The following is a 16442-nucleotide window of genomic DNA, read 5'->3' as shown; positions in this document are numbered from 1 at the left end:
CTCACCCCCAGCCCCTCTCCCCCAAAAGGGGGCGAGGGGAGACGCTGTGGTCGCCCCCCCTCAATGCACGTCGTCGCCGGTCAGCAGCAGTTCGACGGCGTCGGCTCTCGCGGCGACTTCGAACACGCTGTGGCGGATCTCCTCCGGGTCGACGGTCGCCCGGGGGTAGCTGTTGCTCATCACAAAGAACGGCACGCCGATCTCGTCTTCCGTCGGACGATGGCCGGCGGTCGGGTCGAGTTGTTGCACGCTCAGGCTGCCGTGCGAAATCTGCGCGTTCAGCCGGAGCGCCGCTTCGTAGTAGTCCGCGGTCGCCGGGCAGCAGACGGAGGAGATGTGCAGCAGTCGCTCCGCGGCGGCATGGTCGCTGGGTTCGACCGTGACCGCCTGCGTCCGCCCGCCAGGCAGCGCGATCGTGATGCGATACGTCTCGCCGCAGCGCATCCAACTGATCTCCGGATGGGCGACGAAGGCGTCCGTCAGCAGCGTGCCCACGTCCCGCAGTTCGCCGCCGATCGTGTTCAACAGCAGGTTCGCCGCGACCGCGTCCGTCGGACGGTTCGCCGGGCATTTGTCGAGCAGCAGGGCGAGGCAGGACCCCATCTCCAGCGTGACCGCGGGGTTCAATTCGCGAGCGTTGGGCAGTGGGGCGTGTTGAACGTTCTGCTTGAGTTCCGCCACCGTCCCGCCGGTGAACGGCAGCCGACCGGTGAGCATCAGGAAGTAGGTCACCCCCAGCGCCCAGACGTCCGCCGCCGGACTGGGCGGCTCGCCGGCGAAGGTCTCCGGGGCCATGTAGTGCGGTGTGCCGGCCAGCACATGCCCGCCGGCGCCGACGGGCTGGCCGTGTTCGTCCCGCACCCGCTTGGCCAGGCCGAAGTCCGCGACCTTCGGCACGCCGGACAGCGTGACCAGCACATTGTCCGGCTTGAGATCGCGATGCACGATCCCGCGGCGGTGAGCATGGCCGAGGCCCTCCGCGATCTTCGCCGCCAGCCGCGTGGCCCACGCCGGCGGCAGCGTGCCCTCCTCCCGCAGCAACCGGGCGAGCGTGCGACCGGGGACGAATTCCATTTCGAGGAAGTGAAAGCCGCGATCCTGCCCGATGGCGTGCGTCACCACGAGGTTCGGATGCGAGAGCCCCGCCGACGCCCGGCCCTCCTGTTGGAAGCGATCGATGAAATCCACGTCCCGCCGCCCGACCCGCGGGCTGAGCACCTTCAACGCGCACCGCCGCAACAGATCGCGGTGCCGGGCGAGGTAGACCCGGCCCATCCCGCCGCGGCCCAGCAGGTGCTCGAAGCGATAGACGTGCAGCTCCGCGCCGAGGGCGTCGTCGAAGTCATGCGCTTCGTCGGCGGAACCGGGGGAGCCGGCGGACGGCACGGTGGGGGGCGGGCCGGCGGCGGACTGGCCAGCGGGGGAGGACGGGCCGCCGTCCGCGGCGGTGGAGCCGAAGTCGTCCGTCGTCGGGGCGCCGGGGGTCAGCGAGAGCTGCGTCTCGTCGAGGTGAATCGTGTCGCCGATTCCCGCTGATAAGCCGGTTCCGCCCCCCACGCCGGTGACGCGGGAGACCGGGGTGAGATCCGACGCCGGGGCGCCGCAGGTCGGGCAGAGGGGGTTCGGCCCGGCGACGACGAATCGCTGGTTGCAGCCGGGGCAGTGACGGAAGCGGGGCGGCCCCGCGTCGGCGGCGGTCGACATCGCGGGGAACGGCGTGGGGAAAAGACGGGCGGGCGGGGGAACGGAAGCGTAAGGTAACGCCGCCCGGGGCCGCGGGTGTCGGCGGAAGGGCGTTCGCCGCAGCGGTCCGAATCTTCGCCTCCATCGTTTGCGCCCTGTGACGCCGGATCTCTTTTCAGACGAATCAGACGAAGAGCGCTCAGACGAAGAGCACGCCTCGGAGGGTTCCCCCTTCTCCGACGGCTCGCCGGACGCTTGCGGTTTCGCAGCGCCCCGGACACGGATCGACGCCGCGAAACCGCAAGCGACGCCCGATCCCGGAGAGAACTCAGACGTCGACCGAACGCTCCCCAAACCCCCTCCCGGGCCGGGCCTGCCGGAGTCGCTGGGGTGGTGCGTCGGGTGGTTCGTCACGGTGCAGATCGTGCTGATGATCCCCGCGTGGCTGCTGGTGAAGTTCGTCGGCGACGCGCTGGCCGGGCGGGCGCTGACGCAGACGGAAACGACGATCATCGCGCTGCCGCTGGTGCAGGCGCACGGGGCGCTGCTGACGCTGGCGGCGTTCCGGCTGCGGTGCGGGCGGTTGTCGAAGCTGGGGTTCGGTCTGCCGAGCGGGCCGGCGACGGCCGTGGCCGTTCTGTCGATGCCGGCGGTGATGTTCGCTTGCACGCAGTGGGGCGCCGTCGCGGGGTGGCTGTGGTCGCTCGCCTGCGAGGCGGCGCCGGGGCTGAAAACGATGGACGAGTTCTCCAGCCTCACCGCGATCAGCGAGCTGCTGCAAAACGTGCCGCTCCCCGCGCTGCTGCTGGCGGCGGCGGTCTGCCCGGCGGTCTCCGAAGAACTGTTCTGCCGCGGGTTGCTCGGCCGCGGACTCGTCGCCCGCTGGGGCGTGTGGCGGGGGGTGCTGCTCACCTCCGTGCTGTTCTGTCTGCTGCATCTGCACCCGGCGCATGCGGGGGCGTTGCTGCCGATCGCGGTGTTGCTGCACGTGGCGTATCTCTCCTCGCGGAGCCTCTGGCTGCCGATCGGGCTGCACTTCGCCAACAACGCCGTCAGCCTGGGGATGGCGAAATGGGCGTTGTCGCGGGGCGATCTGCCGGATCCGCACGCGGCGCCGCCGGTCTCCGTGCCGCTGCTGCTCGTCAGCACGACGATGGCGGGACTGGCGATTTGGGCGTTGTGGTCGGTGCGGGTGCGGACCGTGCGGGTCGACGCCCACGGCGAGCGCGGCGCGGAGGTCGCCCCCCGCTGGCCGACGGTCGAACCGCCGCCCCGCCACTCGGATCTGTGGTCGATCGTCCGCTGGGAGGCGGCGCCGCTGATTCTCTGGGGGCTGTTCGTGCCGACGTTCGGGGCGCTGATGGCGTTCTCCCTGCTGGCGTTCGCGTTGTCCGGCGGCGAGATGTGAGCAGGGCCGGGGAACGGGGCGGGCCGTAGCGGCGTCACCTCATCACGCCTACACTGCCGACCCGTGAAAAACAGCCTCCCGATTCTGGCGGACCCCGCCGCGCCGACGCTCCCGACCAGTCGCCCGGCCGTCGGCCCGGGGGGCGAAGAAGCGAAGGGCACCTATGCCTTCGTCTCGCTGGGTTGCCCGAAGAATCTGGTCGATTCCGAGTCGATGCTCGGCAAGCTCGCCGCGGGCGGATACGCGTTGGTCCCGGACCCGGACGGGGCGGACTTCGTCGTCGTGAACACCTGCGGGTTCATCGGTCCCAGCCGTGAGGAATCGAAGTCCGTCGTGCAGGAGATGCTCGACCTGAAAACGGCCGGCCGCACCGGCGGGGTGGTCGTCGCCGGTTGTCTGCCGGGCCGCGTGGGGGCGGAGCAGGTCCGCAAGGATCTACCGGGCGTCGATCACGTGATGAACGTCTTCGGCCGGGACGAGATCGGCACCGTCGCCGACCGTCTGACCACGAATCTTCAGGGAAGCCGGCGGCGGGGCGTCTCCCCCATCACGGAGCAGCGAGACGTCTTCCGCCCCGCGGCGATCCGGGCGCTGGACGACACCGCCCGCCTCCGCATCACGCCGGACCACTTCGCCTACCTCAAGATCAGCGAGGGCTGCGACCGGACCTGCACGTTCTGTTCGATCCCGATGATGCGGGGCAAGCACGTCACCAAGCCGATCGAACAGGTCGTCGCCGAGGCCCGCGAACTGGCCGCGGACGGGGTGAAGGAACTCATCATCGTCGCCCAGGACACCACCTACTACGGTCTCGATCTGTACGGCGAGGTCCGACTGGCGGCGCTGCTGCGGGAACTGGAGCAGGTCGAGGGGCTGGAGTGGATCCGGCTGATGTACCTCTACCCGATCCACTTCACGGACGAGTTGATCGACGTGATCGCGGGCAGCTCCAAGGTGCTGCCGTATCTCGACATGCCGCTACAGCACATCTCCGATCGCGTGCTGAAGCGGATGACCCGCCGCACGAACCGGGCGAAGACCGAAGCCCTCGTCGGCAAGCTGCGGGACCGCATCCCGAACCTCGTGCTGCGGACGACGATGCTGGTCGGCTTCCCCGGCGAGACGGAGGCGGAGTTCCAGGAACTGGTCGACTTCATCGTCGATTGGAAGTTCGAGCGGCTCGGCGCCTTCCCCTTCAGTCCGGAGCCGGGGACGCCCAGCATGAAGCTCGACGGGCATCTCCCGCCGGAGGTTTCCCAGCAGCGGGTCGACGCCCTGATGGCCGCCCAACAGCCGGCCGCGTTCGACTTCGCCGATTCGCTGGTCGGCTATGAACTGGACGTGCTGATCGACTCCGAGAACGACGACGGCAGCTATGAGGGCCGCACCTTCGCCGACGCCCCGGAGATCGACGGGTCCGTCCGCGTGACGATCCCCGCGGAGGTCGATGCGGAGTTGGAACTCGGCGCCTTCATCCCCTGCGAACTGACGGCCCGCGACGGCTACGACTGGCTCGCCACCGCCGCCCTGCTCGACGACGACGAGCCGGATGACGACTGATTCATCCATCCCGCCGCCCATAACGCCGAGGCCTGGCCAGGCCTCGGCGTTACGCGATGCCGATCGCCCCGCCCCGATCGGCCGGGAGAGCTTCAATCTGCCGAACGCGGTCACGCTCTCCCGCTTGCTGCTGGCCTGCGTGCTGTTCTGGATGATCGCCTACAACGGCCTGTGGAAGAGCGCCGCGGCGGTGTTCGTGATCGCCGCCTCGACGGACTTCCTCGATGGCTGGCTCGCCCGACGCTACGGGCAGGTGACGACGCTTGGCCGGATCCTCGACCCGTTCGTCGACAAGATCGTGGTAGTGGGGGCGTTGCTGTTCCTGCTCGAAAAGCGGGTGCGCATGCCTGGCCCCGGCGAGGGGGAAGAACTGATCGTCTGGAGCGGCGTGAGCGCCTGGATGGTGCTGGTGATCGTCGCCCGCGAGATGTTCGTCAGTAGTTTGCGCGGCTTTCTGGAGAAGCACGGCGTGGACTTCTCCGCCGACTGGACCGGTAAGGTGAAGACGGTCATTCAGTTCGTCGCGGTGACGGGGTCCCTGCTGAGCCTCGCCCCGGAGTTCGCCCACCTCACCCCGCTGATCGACGGCCGCAGTTGGTTCCTCTGGACCCGCGACGCCCTGCTGTGGGGCGCCGCCCTGTTCACGGCGTACAGCGGAATCGCCTACATCGCCCGGGCGATGCGGGAACTGAAACGGTAGTTTCCCCCAAGCCGGCGACTTTTCGTCGCGTCAGGATGCCTCAATGGATACCGACCTCGACGAAACCGAAGCCCGCCTGCGTCCGCAGGTTCTCACCTGTCAGATCATCGCCGGGGCATTGATCTTCGGGGTGCTGGTGTTCGGGGCGTTCGTGGCGATCAGCAACGCCGGCGCCGAGGCCGGGCCGGAGGGTCTCGGCCCGGACGGCGGGATCGCCTTGGAGGGCGCCGAGGCGGACGTGGAAGGCGGGGAGCTGGACGCCGACCTCGACCCCGGCGATCCGATCGTGTCGTACATCGGACTGGGCATCGCCGTGCTGATGCTGCTGGCCCACAAGCCGCTCGGCTCGGCGCTGGGCAGCGCCGCCGCGGAGACCGGCCGCGCGGCCGGGGCGTTCCAAACGCGGATGATCGCCCGGCTGGCGATGCTGGAGGGGGCGACCTTCATCAACCTCGTCGCGTTGCTGATCGAGGGCTGGTGGCCGAACTGGCTGGTCGTGGGCGTGCTACTGATCGCGATGCTGACGGAGGTCCCGACCGTGCGAAAGCTGCGCCGGTATATCGAGGGCCGCGAGCAACTGGCCGCGTTGAAGCCGACCGGCCGCGACTGACGCCCGGCGCCCGCAAACCTCGGACGCCCCCGGCGAGCCGGGGGGATGAACCCCCCGGCTCGCTGATCGCGCGACGTGAATCGGGGAGAGGTGCGACGGGCGGGGACGGCGGGTAGTCTCCCGCGGCTCGCCGTGCGGGGCCGTCCGGTCCCGTTTCGCTCCGCTCGTTCCGTCCCGCACAAGCTCCCGGCATGGCAACCCAGTACCGCGAGACCCCCGTCGACACCGACAAGATGCCCCCCGGCATCGGGTTCATCGTCGGCAACGAGGTGGCGGAGCGATTCAGCTACTACGGGATGCGGGCGATCCTGTATACGTTTATGACGAAGTGGTTGACGGACGCCGCCGGTGCCGACGCCCACATGACGGACGCCCAGGCGACCGAGGCCGTCGGCTACTTCAGCAGCCTGCTGTATTTCCTGCCGCTGGTCGGCGGGCTGGTCGCCGACGCCCTGCTGGGCAAGTACCTCACGATCATGCTGCTGAGCGTGATCTACTGCCTTGGGCACTTTGTACTAGCCCTGACGCTCAATCCGGAATTCACCGGCGGGCTGATCGAACCGAAGTACGGCCTGTTCGTTGGGCTGGGGCTGATCGCCGTCGGCGGCGGGTTTATTAAAAGCTGCGTGTCGGCCCACGTGGGCGATCAATTCGGCGCTCGCAACAGCGGGCTGCTGGGACGCGTCTATGGGTGGTTTTATTTCAGCATCAACCTCGGCTCGACGGTCTCCACGCTGCTGACGCCGAAGCTGCTGGACTGGTACGGGCCGGATGTGGCCTTCGGGGTGCCGGGGGTCCTGATGCTGATCGCCACGATCGCATTTTGGCTGGGCCGTTACCGCTACGCCCACGTCCCGCCCAAAGGCACGGAGACGTTCCGCGAGGCGTTCAGCCCCGAGGGCCGCAAGGCGCTGGCGAACCTGGCGTTGGTGTACGTGTTCATCGGGATGTTTTGGGCGCTGTTCGATCAAACCGCTAGCCGCTGGGTCGGTCAGGCGGAGCAGATGGACCGCTACTACGTGGTCGAGTGGATGCCGGACTGGGCGACGGACTCCGCTGCCGACCTGATTGCCGACGAAAAAGCGGTGGGCGCCGCGGAGATTCTGGCGAACGTCGATCCAGACGCGCGCGTGTTCGCGGTACTGGAAAGCCAGATGCAGGCCGTGAACCCGGCGCTGGTGATGCTATATATACCGCTATTCGGGTTCACCGTTTATCCACTGCTGAATAGTCTGTTCAAGCTGACGTATTTACGGAAGATGGGCATCGGCATGTTCTTGGCTGCCGGGGGCTGGGCGGTGAGCCTGTATATTCAAACTCGTATCGACGCCGGCGAACGGCCGGACATCATGTGGCAGGTGCTGGCGTACGCCATTCTCACCGCGGGCGAGATTATGGTCTCGATTACCGGGCTGGAGTTCAGCTACGCCCACGCCCCGAAGGCGATGAAGAGCATCATCCTGGCGTGTTGGCTGCTGACGGTTTCGATCGGCAACTTGTATATCGCCGGCGTGAACCGACTAATCAGTATGGAAGTGCTCGAACTGAGGGGCGCCGATTATTATTGGTTCTGGCTGTGGGCGATGCTGGGCACGGCCGCAATGTTCGTGCCCGCGGCGATGCTGTTCCGCGGGAAAGTCTATATCGGCGAGGACGGCGGCGAGGAGCCGGTCGGGTTCGATCGGGCCACCGCCGGTCGGGCCACCGCGGAGCCGGAACCGATGAGCGAAGGCGCCGCCCGCGATCGCGACGTCGTTTCCGACGCCGATGCCGCCGCCCCTCACCGCCCGCGGCGGGATGCGTCGGACGATCCCGACGGCCCCGCATCCAACGGCTGACCGTCGGTCGGCGTACACTGATTCCCCTCTCCCACGCTCTTGGTTCGCCCCGCCCATGCTTCGCTTCACACGTCCTCCGTTCGCCGCCGCCCTGCTGTCCGCCTCGTTTGCGTGCGGCGGCCTGCTGCTCGCCGGGTGCAGCAGCGACGACGGTCAGGAATACGGCGCCGACGCCCACGACGACGACCATGCCCATGACGACGAGCACGTCCACGCCGTGGCCGAGCACGGCGCCGGCCCGCACGACGGCCTGATCGTCGAACTGACGACCGACCACAGCGTGCACGGCGAGTTGGTCCTCGAATCCGACACCCCGGGGCGCGGCAAGCTGTATCTGCTCGCCGGGGACATGAAGACCCCGGTCCTGGCCAAGAGCGCCGAGATGCTCTTCGTCGGCGACGACGGCGAGGAAGTCAGCCTGAAGCTGGACCCCGTCGGCGAAGCGAACGCGGATAGCGACGAATGGTCGTTCCTCCTCGATCGCCTGCCGAACGGCGGCGAAGGCGACGTCGAAGGCCGCATCGTCGTCCTGGGCGCCGACGACAAAGAGATGGAAACCGCCTTCGACACCGGCCACGACGAGCACGCCGGCCACGATCACGGCGACCACGAAGGCCACGATCACGATGGCGATGACCACGGCGACCACGATCACGCCGACGGCGATCACGATCACGAGGACGAGTGAGTCTTCGCCGGATTCGTTCCCGCCGCCGGCGCCCCTGACGGGACCGGTGGCGGTCTTTCGCGGCGGCGGGTAGAACCGTCCGCCGTCATTGCGCCGGGGTTTTCCGGCGACTCTCCCCGCATTTCACCCCCTCCCCCGCGTCGCGGTTTATGCCTGCACCCGCGGCGATCGGCGTGGGGGTCGCGGGTCTCGGCCCGGAGTGGGCGGAGCCGCAACGCCCGGCCCTGGAACGGCTTGCCGGGCGGGTCCGCGTGGCCGCCGTCTGCGACGCCGTCCCCGTCCGCGCCCGGGGCGCCGCGGAGGATTTGTCTCGGCTATACACGGAGCTGTCCGCGGAACAGGGCGCCCCGGAGAACGCACCGCGAGCCGATGCGGTCGCCGTCGTCGGCGGGCTCTCCGCGTTGGCCCGACGGCCGGACGTGCGGGCGATCCTGCTGGGCGACCCGGCGTGGTGGGGACTGGGGTCGCTGGAGTTGCTGCTGCGGGCGGACAAGCCGGTGCTGCTCGCGGGGCCGGTCGATCCGCGGGACGACCGACTCGACGCTCTCGCCGCCCGAGCGGCGAGCGCCGGCACGGTCGTCACGCCGGACCTGTCGTTTCGCTTCACCCCCGCCACGTTGCGGCTGCGGGAGCTGATCGCCACCACGCTGGGTGAAGTGTACGCGGTGCACCTCTCCGCTCCCTTGCCGGCGGCCCATCCGCTGCGGGACGCCTGCGATCAGCCGGTCGCCGCGTGGCACTTCGCCCGTCTGGCGGACTGGGCCGCCCACCTGCTGCCGGGCGCCGTCCGGGAGGTCGCCGCAACCGCCGACCCCCACGCGGGAGCCACCGCCGCCCAACTGCGGCTGGACGCGGGCGACCGGGTCACCGGCGAGGCCCGCGGCGGTCGCGGCGCGGCGTTGACGCTGGCGGCGCCGGAGGATCTCGCCGGGTCCGCCTCGGTGGTGAAGGCGACCGTTCGCTGCGAACGCGGCGTCGCGACGTTGTCCGACTCCCACGGCCTGCGCTACACGATCCGCGGAGAGCCGGAGCGCATCGAAGACCTGTCGACCGAACGCCCCGGGTTCGACACGCTGCTGGCCTTGTTCCTTCGCCGGGCCGTCGGCGGACTCATCCCCGCCCCCGACCTGCACGACTTGGGCTGGGCGATGACGCTCACCCGGGCCGCGACCGCCGCCGCCCAGGCCGGCGAGCCGGTCTCGATCTCCCAACCCGGCGGCGGCCGACTGCGTCCGCGGTGAGATGGGCCTTGGGTGAATAGGCTGTCGCGCGTCGTCGGTCAGTGGGCGTCGCCGTCTCATCGCGGCGACTGCCGCTGTTTCGCCGCCCCGCGTACACTGCGTCCATGCGTGTCCGCCCCCATCGCCGCCCCGCCCCGTACCTGAACGGCGCCGACCAACGGCGCATGCTGGCGATGGTCGGCTCACTGGGGCTGGTGCTGTTCGCCGCGAGTTGGGCCGCCGACCCGGCGAACTGGTACTGGATCGCCCCGCCCAAAGCCGTCCCCGCGGACGATGGCGAAGCGCCGGACTTCTCGGTCCGCGAGGACGCCCCGCTGCCGCCGGGTACGGTCCGCGTCGCAATGGCCTCGGCGGACGAACCGAGCGACGAACCGGCGGACGACGGCGCCGCCGCGGAGACGACCGACGAGCGATTGCCGGAGTCTCTCACGGCTGGGGTGAAGGACCGCACGGTCGGTTTGACGCGGAAGGAGCGAGACGCCGTCGCCGCGATCCGCGAGCGGTTCTCGGACGATCCGCCGTCGCTCGCGCCGGAGGCGGACGCCGTCTCGTTCCCCGCGCTGATGCGCGATCCGACCTACTACCGCGGGCGGCCGGTCCGGGTGTTCGGGGAGGCCCGAGGCATCACGGATCTGGGGGAGGGTCGCGGGGTGAGCCTGTGGGTCTTCGCTCCGGACGCCGGCGACAATCCGGTGCATGTGCGGGCGAATCGGGCCGAGGGGCTGCCGCGTGGCGAGATGCTGCGGGAGCCGGTGCCGGTGACGGTCGACGGCGTGTTCTTCAAGCTGGAGGGCTACACCGCGAAGGGCGAGAACGGCGAGGGACGCTTGCACGTCGCCCCGCTGATCATCGCCGACGAGGTAAACCGGGCCCGCATTGCCGCCGCGGTCCCGCAGACGCCGGAAGAACTCCCCTGGATCGTGCTGGGCGTGATCGTCGCGGCGCTGGCCGGCGGCGCGTTGCTGGTGTGGCGCTGGAAAGCGGCCGACCGGGACTACGAACGCACGACGTTGAGCCGCCTGTCCGCCGCCGCGGACGCGCAAGGGGAATTGCTGAACTTCTCCGCCGACGACGCCACGCCGGAGACGTTCCTCGCCGGCATCTCAGGGAACGAACCGGCCTCCCCCGGTTCGCCACCGACGGGTATCTTGTCGTTCCCGGTCTGGCGGACGCGGCGACGGTCGCGGAGATCCGCGCCCTCACCACGCGCGATCTGCGCGGGGAGCACGGCGAGCCGATCGGCCCGGTCGAATACGAAGCGGAGGTCGGCTACCCCGGCGCCCCGGACCGGGCCGACCGCGAGGGCGGTCGCACGGTGCGTCGGTTGAAGAACGCCTTCGCCCGCGGCCCGGTTTTCACCCGGCTGCTGACCAGCGAACCGGTCCGCACGCGGTTGGGGCAATTGATCGCCCCCGGCGAGACGAACCCTGAGGTGATCGTCCCGCTGGCCCATCACAACTGCGTGATGACGAAGCAACCACGGTTCAGTTCCGATACCGGTTGGCACCAGGACGTGCGGTACTGGAGCTTCGCGCGGCCGGACCTCGTGAACCTGTGGATCGCGTTGGGCGACGAAACGCCGGAGAACGGCTGTCTGCGGGTGATCCCCGGCACGCACGCCGGCACGTCGATCGCCCGAGCCAGCAGGTCCGCGTTCTCTTCCGCAGCGACTGGTGCGAAGTGCGACTGCCTGCAGGTTCGTAGTGGCACGCTTCAGCGTGCCCTCCGACCGGCGCAACCATGAAGTAAACAACGCCGGCGTCTCGCTGCGCTCGCCGGGGCACGCTGAAGCGTGCCACTACGAGCCTTCCGCAATCGGCTTGACGGTGGGGAAGAAGATCACGTCGTAGAGGCTTCTAGATTCGCTGTAGAATCTGATAAATCATTGCACCGCAGCCGATATACCCGGTGCCTCCGAAGAGGGCCGTGAGGTAAGCCGCCCTGCGATTTCTCGTTCGCAGCGAATAGACGAACGCGATCACAAGACCCGCGATGGGAATCACTGCGATGAGGCCCGCCAGTCCGATTAAGTACGGCAGACCGAGCAGCATCATGAGTCCCAATCGTGGATCGAAGAGCCAACCGGTGGCCGTCCAAGCAGCCAACGTGCCAACCCATACCGCGAGCCGTTTCTCGATTTCGTACTGGTCTGAGGGAATCTCTGTCATCTGGTGATTGAGCCTGTGCGTCGCGCGGTCAACCGCGCATCACCCGCCTCGCTTGCGCTTCGGACTCACGAGGGGTCCGCGATCGGTTTGACCGTCGGGAAGAAGATCACGTCGCGGATGCCCTTCGCGTCCGTCAGCAGCATGGCCAAACGATCGATGCCGATGCCCAGCCCGCCAGCGGGGGGCATACCGATGCGGAGCGCCTGCAGGAACTCCACGTCCAGCTTCGCCATCGAATCCTCCTCGGCTTGTCCGGCGAGCTGGCTGCGGAACAACTCCTCCTGCAAGCGGGGGTCATTCAGTTCCGTGTAGGCGTTGGCCAGTTCCATGCCGTGCACGAACAGCTCAAACCGCTCCGCGACGCTCTCGTCGTCCTGCTTCCGCTTGGTCAGCGGGCAGAGGCTGGCGGGGTAGTCCATGACGAAGATCGGGCCGACGAGCGCGTCCTCGACCGTCGCCTCGAAGACGTCGCCGACGATCACGTCCGGGTGCCGGCCGTTCGTCTCGATGCCCAACTCGCCGGCTTTCACGGCGACGGCGGCTTCGTCGGTCAGGTCGCAACCGGCGTGTTCGCGGAACAGATCCGCGTAGGTGCGACGCTCGAACGGCGGGGTAAAGTCCACCTCCTTCCCCGCATGCGGGATGACGAGCGGGGCGTCCGGGCCGTTGAGCACGCGGAGGGCGTCCACGATCACCGCTTCGGTCAGGTCCATCATCGACCCGTAGTCGCCGTAGGCCTGATAGGCCTCCAGCATGGTGAACTCCGGGTTGTGCGTCTGGTCGATGCCCTCGTTGCGGAACACGCGGCCGATCTCGAAGACGCGCTCGATCCCGCCGACCATCAACCGCTTCAGGTGCAGTTCGAGAGCGATCCGGAGCGTCAGGTCCACGTCCAGCGCGTTGTGGTGCGTGCCGAAGGGCTTCGCCGCGGCCCCGCCGGCGACGGTGTGCAGCACCGGCGTTTCGACCTCCACAAACCCGCGCTCGGCCAGCGTGTTGCGCACCGACTTCACGATCTCCCCCCGCTTGAGCAGCCGATCGCGGACGCCCTCGGTGTAGATCAGATCCAGCGATCGCTGACGGACCAGCAGTTCAGGATCCTGCACGCCGTGGTGCTTGTCCGGCGGCGGGGCGAGGGCTTTGCACAGCGGCGTGACGGCCCGCACCTTGATGCTGGGTTCGCCGGTGTTCGTCTTCCAAGTGACGCCGTCGATGCCGACCAAATCCGCGTAGTCGAGCGCGGCCATCAGCTCCCATTGCTCCGGGTCGAGGTCGCCGCGGGAGAACAGGAGTTGGATCTGCCCGGTGGCGTCGGCGATCTCGTAGAACCGCAGCTTGCCGGCCTTTCGAATCTGCATCACCCGCCCGGCGACGCGGACCGCCTCGCCTTCCTCCCCGCTCTCGGCAGGCTGTTTGTCGCGGGCCTCGGCGATCGGCAGATGATCGTCGAACCGTTGCCCGTAGGGGTCGCGGCCGAGGGCGACGATCTTATCCAGTTTTTCGATACGAGCCTTGGCGAGGCGATCGGCGGGGGAAGCCATGCGGGGGTGCGTCTGCGGTGGAGCGGGGCCGGGAAGCTAGCCCCCCGCCCCCCAAAAGGCGACAGCCCTGACGTTCAGGCGCCCGACGCGTCACTCGCGAACAAGGCCGCCGGATCGAGTTTGAACGCCCCCAGCGCCTCCGAGGTTTGCACGCCCCCTTCGCCGGCGTCCCGCTCCTCCCACTGCCCGCCGGACCGCACCAGCAGACGTATCGTCCGGGCGATCGGGTCGATCAACCAGTATTCCGCACAGCCGAACAGCAGGTACTCCTCCGCTTTGCGCCCCTCGTCCTCGGCCCGGGTGCCGCGGGAGAGCACTTCGCAGACGATCGCCGGGGCGTTCTGTCGCCAGACCTGCCGGCCCTCGCCGGCCATCTCGCCCAGATAGACGGTCAGATCGGGGTGACGGTCCGAATCGAACGGCGGGACCGGCACCCGCGAGCCGAGCCCCCCGCTGAGCAAACTGATCACACCTGGGTGGTCGACACGCCAAAGCGTGAGAGCCGTCCGGAGTCGATCGAGCAGCGCCTCGTGCGGCAGGTTCGGAACCTCCGTCGGCAGCACCTCTCCACGCGACAACTCCGCGGCGAACCCTTCTTCGAACTCCCCGTCCCACCATTCTTCGAAGGAAACCTTCGCCCCGTCGTCGGCCGGGCCGAAACGCCGGCGGACCGGCGGCGGCGGCGAAGGGGGGACAAAACGGGGCGGGTCGGCGAACAGGGCGTCGGGCATCACAGCTCTCCGGCAGGACGGAACCAGTATCGCGGCTCCCGAACGGCGTTGAAACCCCCGCTTCGCCGCGGACAATCAGGCGACTCCGACTCTATCGCTCTTCTACCGAGATCCGCCGCCCGTGCCCGACGCTCCGCCCGCCGTGCTGCTCTCCGCATTCGCCGACGAGGCCACCCGGCCCTCCTCGAAGGCCGTGCCCGAACAACTCGCCGCCGTCGCCGCCGTCGGGTTGAACTGGTATTCGCCCCGCTGGGTCCAGTTCCCCGGCGAGGCGCCGAAGCACTGCGTCGAGTGCACTGATGCGGAGTTCGCCGAGCTGCGGACCCTTCAAGACGACTTCGGCGTGGGCGTCACCTCGATCGGCTCGCGGCTCGGCAAGGTGAAGCTGAAGGACGAAGCGGACCGCTCCCACAACAAGTTCGTCCCCTGGCAGGAGTACCTCGACGGCGAGTTCGCCGCGACGGTCCGAGCGGCGCACGCGCTGGGCACGAAGCTCATCCGCGGGTTCTCCTTCTATCACCCCGCAGGGACCGATCCGGAGCCGCACATCCCGCAGGCGGTCGATCAGATCGGCCAGTTGGCGGACCTGTGCGCCAAGGAAGACCTGATCTACGGCTTGGAGATCGAGCCGAACCTCGTCGGCGAGACCGGCCCGCTGCTGGCGACGATCGCGGAGCAGGTCGATCGGCCGAACATGCTGCTGATCTGGGACGGCGGGAACATCGCCGCCCAGAACAAGGACGCCGCCACCTGCTTCGCGGAGTACGAAGCGATGCGGCCGTACCTCGGCTGGATTCATATCAAGGACTACAAGATCGACCCGTCGCTGACCTGGGACGGGTACGTGGATGAGGAACGGCTGAAGAACTTCGTCCCGGCGGACGTGGGCGACGGCGGGCATCCGGCGGTGTTCAAGGATCTCGCCGATCACCTGCCGGAGATGAGCCACCGCGTGGAAACGCTGGGCGTGCCGGGGTTCTTCCTGGAACTCGAACCGCACCTCCGCGGCGGCGGGCAGTTCGGGGGCTTTAGCGGGCCGGACGGGCTGGGCATCGCCTGCCGGGCGCTGTGCGGGATGCTGGCGGACGTTGGCATCGCCACCGACCGCCGGGACTTCGCCTCGCTCCGCGCCGATCGGGGATTCTGAAGGTGCCCGACGCCCCCCACGCGTTCGACTTCGCCGCCGTCGCGGACCTGCTGGTCTGCCCGGTCGCCCGCAAGCCGCTGGTTCACCCGGACGCCGGCACGCTGGTCTCCTGCGATCCGGAGACCCGTCTGCGGTACGCCGTCGAGGACGGCATCCCCGTGCTGCTGCCCGACAGCGGAACGGCACTGGCCGCCGACGAGTGGGCCGCGGTGATGCGATCCGAAGGCCGCGACCCTGCGACCGGCGAACCTCTCTCCTCTGACAAGGCCCCCGGATGACGCTCGCCCTCCTGATCGTCGCTTGCGGTTTCGCAGCGCCTCAAGATGAAACTCCCGCGAAACCGCAAGCGGACGTCGCCGAGACGGAGAGCCTCTACGAAGACCGCCCCGGCGCCGACCCGAACGGGATCGACCGTTACTACATGGGCCGGCAGATCGCCCAGGTGATGGGCCACCAGGGAGCCACCTGGCTGGAGCGACCGAACCGGCAGGAGGAGGAAGACCTCGCCACGCTGGTGAAGCTCCTGAAACTGAAGCCAGGCATGGTCGTCGCGGACATCGGGACCGGCAGCGGCGTGATCGCCCAGCGGATCGCCCCCAAGATCGCCGGTCCCCCGCAAGGCGAGGAAGACGCCCCCGGCGGCGTGGTGAAGGCCGTGGACATCCAGCCGGAAATGCTGGCCCGTCTGAAAGCCCGGATGCGGGCGATCGGCATCGAGAACGTCGAGCCGGTGCTGTCGGAGCCGACCGATCCGAAGCTGGAGGAGGGCACGATCGACGTCGCCGTGATGGTGGACGTCTATCACGAGTTTGACGACCCGCACGCGATGACCGCCGCCCTCGCCAAGTCCCTCAAGCCCGGCGGTCGCCTGGTGTGGGTCGAGTACCGCAAGGAGGATCCCCGCGTCCCCATCAAGGAGATCCATAAAATGAGCGAGGCCCAAGTGAAGAAGGAGGCCTCCCGACCGGAGTTCGGCCTCGAATACGTCGGCACCGCGACCGACCTGCCCCGCCAGCACGTCATCACTTTCCGCAAGCCGGCCGCGACGGAAGCGAAGCCAACTGCGGAGTGATGAGGACCAAGTCCTCCCCTCGCCCCCTTTTGGGGGAGAGGGGTCGGGGGTGAGG

At 68.8% G+C, this 16442-nt stretch carries 15 protein-coding genes; 11 read left to right on the top strand and 4 right to left on the bottom strand.

Going from position 1 to position 16442, the window contains the following annotated elements; all coding sequences use genetic code 11:
• Positions 1-60 precede the first annotated feature (60 nt).
• Positions 61-1704 (bottom strand): serine/threonine-protein kinase, encoded by a 1644-nt coding sequence (locus LzC2_RS15295; protein WP_171188540.1) that lies wholly within the window; start codon positions 1702-1704, stop codon positions 61-63.
• Positions 1705-2098: 394 nt separating this feature from the next.
• Here LzC2_RS15295 and LzC2_RS15290 point away from each other — a divergent pair, with 394 nt between their 5' ends.
• From LzC2_RS15290 to LzC2_RS22330, 8 genes are all read left to right on the top strand, one after another.
• Positions 2099-3091, top strand: coding sequence for a CPBP family intramembrane glutamic endopeptidase (locus LzC2_RS15290; RefSeq protein WP_171188538.1), 993 nt, complete (start codon positions 2099-2101; stop codon positions 3089-3091).
• 63 nt (positions 3092-3154) lie between these two features.
• Positions 3155-4651, top strand: coding sequence for a 30S ribosomal protein S12 methylthiotransferase RimO (rimO, locus tag LzC2_RS15285; protein WP_171188537.1), 1497 nt, complete (start codon positions 3155-3157; stop codon positions 4649-4651).
• Positions 4641-5351: a CDP-alcohol phosphatidyltransferase family protein gene (locus LzC2_RS15280; protein ID WP_171188535.1), complete on the top strand. Its 711-nt coding sequence runs from the start codon at positions 4641-4643 to the stop codon at positions 5349-5351. Before rimO ends, LzC2_RS15280 begins: the two co-directional genes overlap by 11 nt.
• 43 nt (positions 5352-5394) lie before the next feature.
• On the top strand, positions 5395-5961 hold the full coding sequence (locus tag LzC2_RS15275; RefSeq protein WP_171188533.1) for a hypothetical protein: 567 nt from the start codon (positions 5395-5397) through the stop codon (positions 5959-5961).
• Positions 5962-6152: 191 nt separating this feature from the next.
• A complete protein-coding gene (locus LzC2_RS15270) occupies positions 6153-7799 on the top strand; it encodes a POT family MFS transporter (RefSeq protein WP_171188531.1) in 1647 nt (548 codons plus the stop codon).
• A 55-nt stretch (positions 7800-7854) separates the two neighbouring features.
• The gene (locus LzC2_RS21685; RefSeq protein ID WP_185168677.1) at positions 7855-8487 is read left to right on the top strand and encodes a hypothetical protein; all 633 of its coding nucleotides are present in this window, start codon (positions 7855-7857) and stop codon (positions 8485-8487) included.
• A 149-nt stretch (positions 8488-8636) separates the two neighbouring features.
• The gene (locus LzC2_RS15260) at positions 8637-9728 is read left to right on the top strand and encodes a Gfo/Idh/MocA family oxidoreductase (RefSeq protein ID WP_171188528.1); all 1092 of its coding nucleotides are present in this window, start codon (positions 8637-8639) and stop codon (positions 9726-9728) included.
• A gap of 658 nt (positions 9729-10386) precedes the next feature.
• Positions 10387-11472: a phytanoyl-CoA dioxygenase family protein gene (locus LzC2_RS22330; RefSeq protein ID WP_315854694.1), complete on the top strand. Its 1086-nt coding sequence runs from the start codon at positions 10387-10389 to the stop codon at positions 11470-11472.
• Positions 11473-11584: 112 nt separating this feature from the next.
• On the opposite strand, the gene LzC2_RS15250 is transcribed toward LzC2_RS22330, so the two are convergent.
• The 3 genes from LzC2_RS15250 to LzC2_RS15240 form a co-directional block, all read right to left on the bottom strand.
• Positions 11585-11896, bottom strand: a complete 312-nt coding sequence (locus LzC2_RS15250) for a hypothetical protein (RefSeq protein WP_171188527.1) — start codon at positions 11894-11896, stop codon at positions 11585-11587.
• 65 nt (positions 11897-11961) lie between these two features.
• On the bottom strand, positions 11962-13437 hold the full coding sequence (lysS, locus tag LzC2_RS15245; RefSeq protein ID WP_171188525.1) for a lysine--tRNA ligase: 1476 nt from the start codon (positions 13435-13437) through the stop codon (positions 11962-11964).
• A 74-nt stretch (positions 13438-13511) separates the two neighbouring features.
• Positions 13512-14168, bottom strand: coding sequence for a Uma2 family endonuclease (locus LzC2_RS15240; protein WP_171188522.1), 657 nt, complete (start codon positions 14166-14168; stop codon positions 13512-13514).
• 121 nt (positions 14169-14289) lie between these two features.
• Between LzC2_RS15240 and LzC2_RS15235 the strand changes: the two genes are divergently transcribed.
• Genes LzC2_RS15235 through LzC2_RS15225 form a run of 3 tightly spaced genes read left to right on the top strand, consistent with a single transcriptional unit; the run spans position 14290 to position 16387 of the window.
• Positions 14290-15315 (top strand): sugar phosphate isomerase/epimerase family protein, encoded by a 1026-nt coding sequence (locus LzC2_RS15235; RefSeq protein WP_171188520.1) that lies wholly within the window; start codon positions 14290-14292, stop codon positions 15313-15315.
• Positions 15316-15317: 2 nt separating this feature from the next.
• Positions 15318-15593 carry a Trm112 family protein gene (locus LzC2_RS15230; RefSeq protein WP_171188518.1) on the top strand — a complete coding sequence of 92 codons (276 nt, stop codon included), beginning with the start codon at positions 15318-15320 and terminating at the stop codon, positions 15591-15593.
• Positions 15590-16387 (top strand): class I SAM-dependent methyltransferase, encoded by a 798-nt coding sequence (locus LzC2_RS15225; protein ID WP_171188516.1) that lies wholly within the window; start codon positions 15590-15592, stop codon positions 16385-16387. The genes LzC2_RS15230 and LzC2_RS15225 overlap by 4 nt, the downstream gene beginning before the upstream one ends.
• Positions 16388-16442 lie beyond the last annotated feature (55 nt).

It is taken from the genome of Alienimonas chondri, assembly GCF_013036045.1.
Lineage (GTDB): Bacteria > Planctomycetota > Planctomycetia > Planctomycetales > Planctomycetaceae > Alienimonas > Alienimonas chondri.
This window is presented reverse-complemented; position numbering and strand designations above follow the sequence as displayed.

Coding starts and splice junctions, on each gene's coding strand:
- LzC2_RS15240 (WP_171188522.1), bottom strand. CDS start 14,168: ATGCCCGACGCCCTGTTCGCCGACCCGCCCCGTTTTGTCCCCCCTTCG.
- LzC2_RS15250 (WP_171188527.1), bottom strand. CDS start 11,896: ATGACAGAGATTCCCTCAGACCAGTACGAAATCGAGAAACGGCTCGCG.
- lysS (WP_171188525.1), bottom strand. CDS start 13,437: ATGGCTTCCCCCGCCGATCGCCTCGCCAAGGCTCGTATCGAAAAACTG.
- LzC2_RS15295 (WP_171188540.1), bottom strand. CDS start 1,704: ATGTCGACCGCCGCCGACGCGGGGCCGCCCCGCTTCCGTCACTGCCCC.
- LzC2_RS15225 (WP_171188516.1), top strand. CDS start 15,590: ATGACGCTCGCCCTCCTGATCGTCGCTTGCGGTTTCGCAGCGCCTCAA.
- LzC2_RS15270 (WP_171188531.1), top strand. CDS start 6,153: ATGGCAACCCAGTACCGCGAGACCCCCGTCGACACCGACAAGATGCCC.
- LzC2_RS15260 (WP_171188528.1), top strand. CDS start 8,637: ATGCCTGCACCCGCGGCGATCGGCGTGGGGGTCGCGGGTCTCGGCCCG.
- LzC2_RS21685 (WP_185168677.1), top strand. CDS start 7,855: ATGCTTCGCTTCACACGTCCTCCGTTCGCCGCCGCCCTGCTGTCCGCC.
- LzC2_RS15280 (WP_171188535.1), top strand. CDS start 4,641: ATGACGACTGATTCATCCATCCCGCCGCCCATAACGCCGAGGCCTGGC.
- LzC2_RS15275 (WP_171188533.1), top strand. CDS start 5,395: ATGGATACCGACCTCGACGAAACCGAAGCCCGCCTGCGTCCGCAGGTT.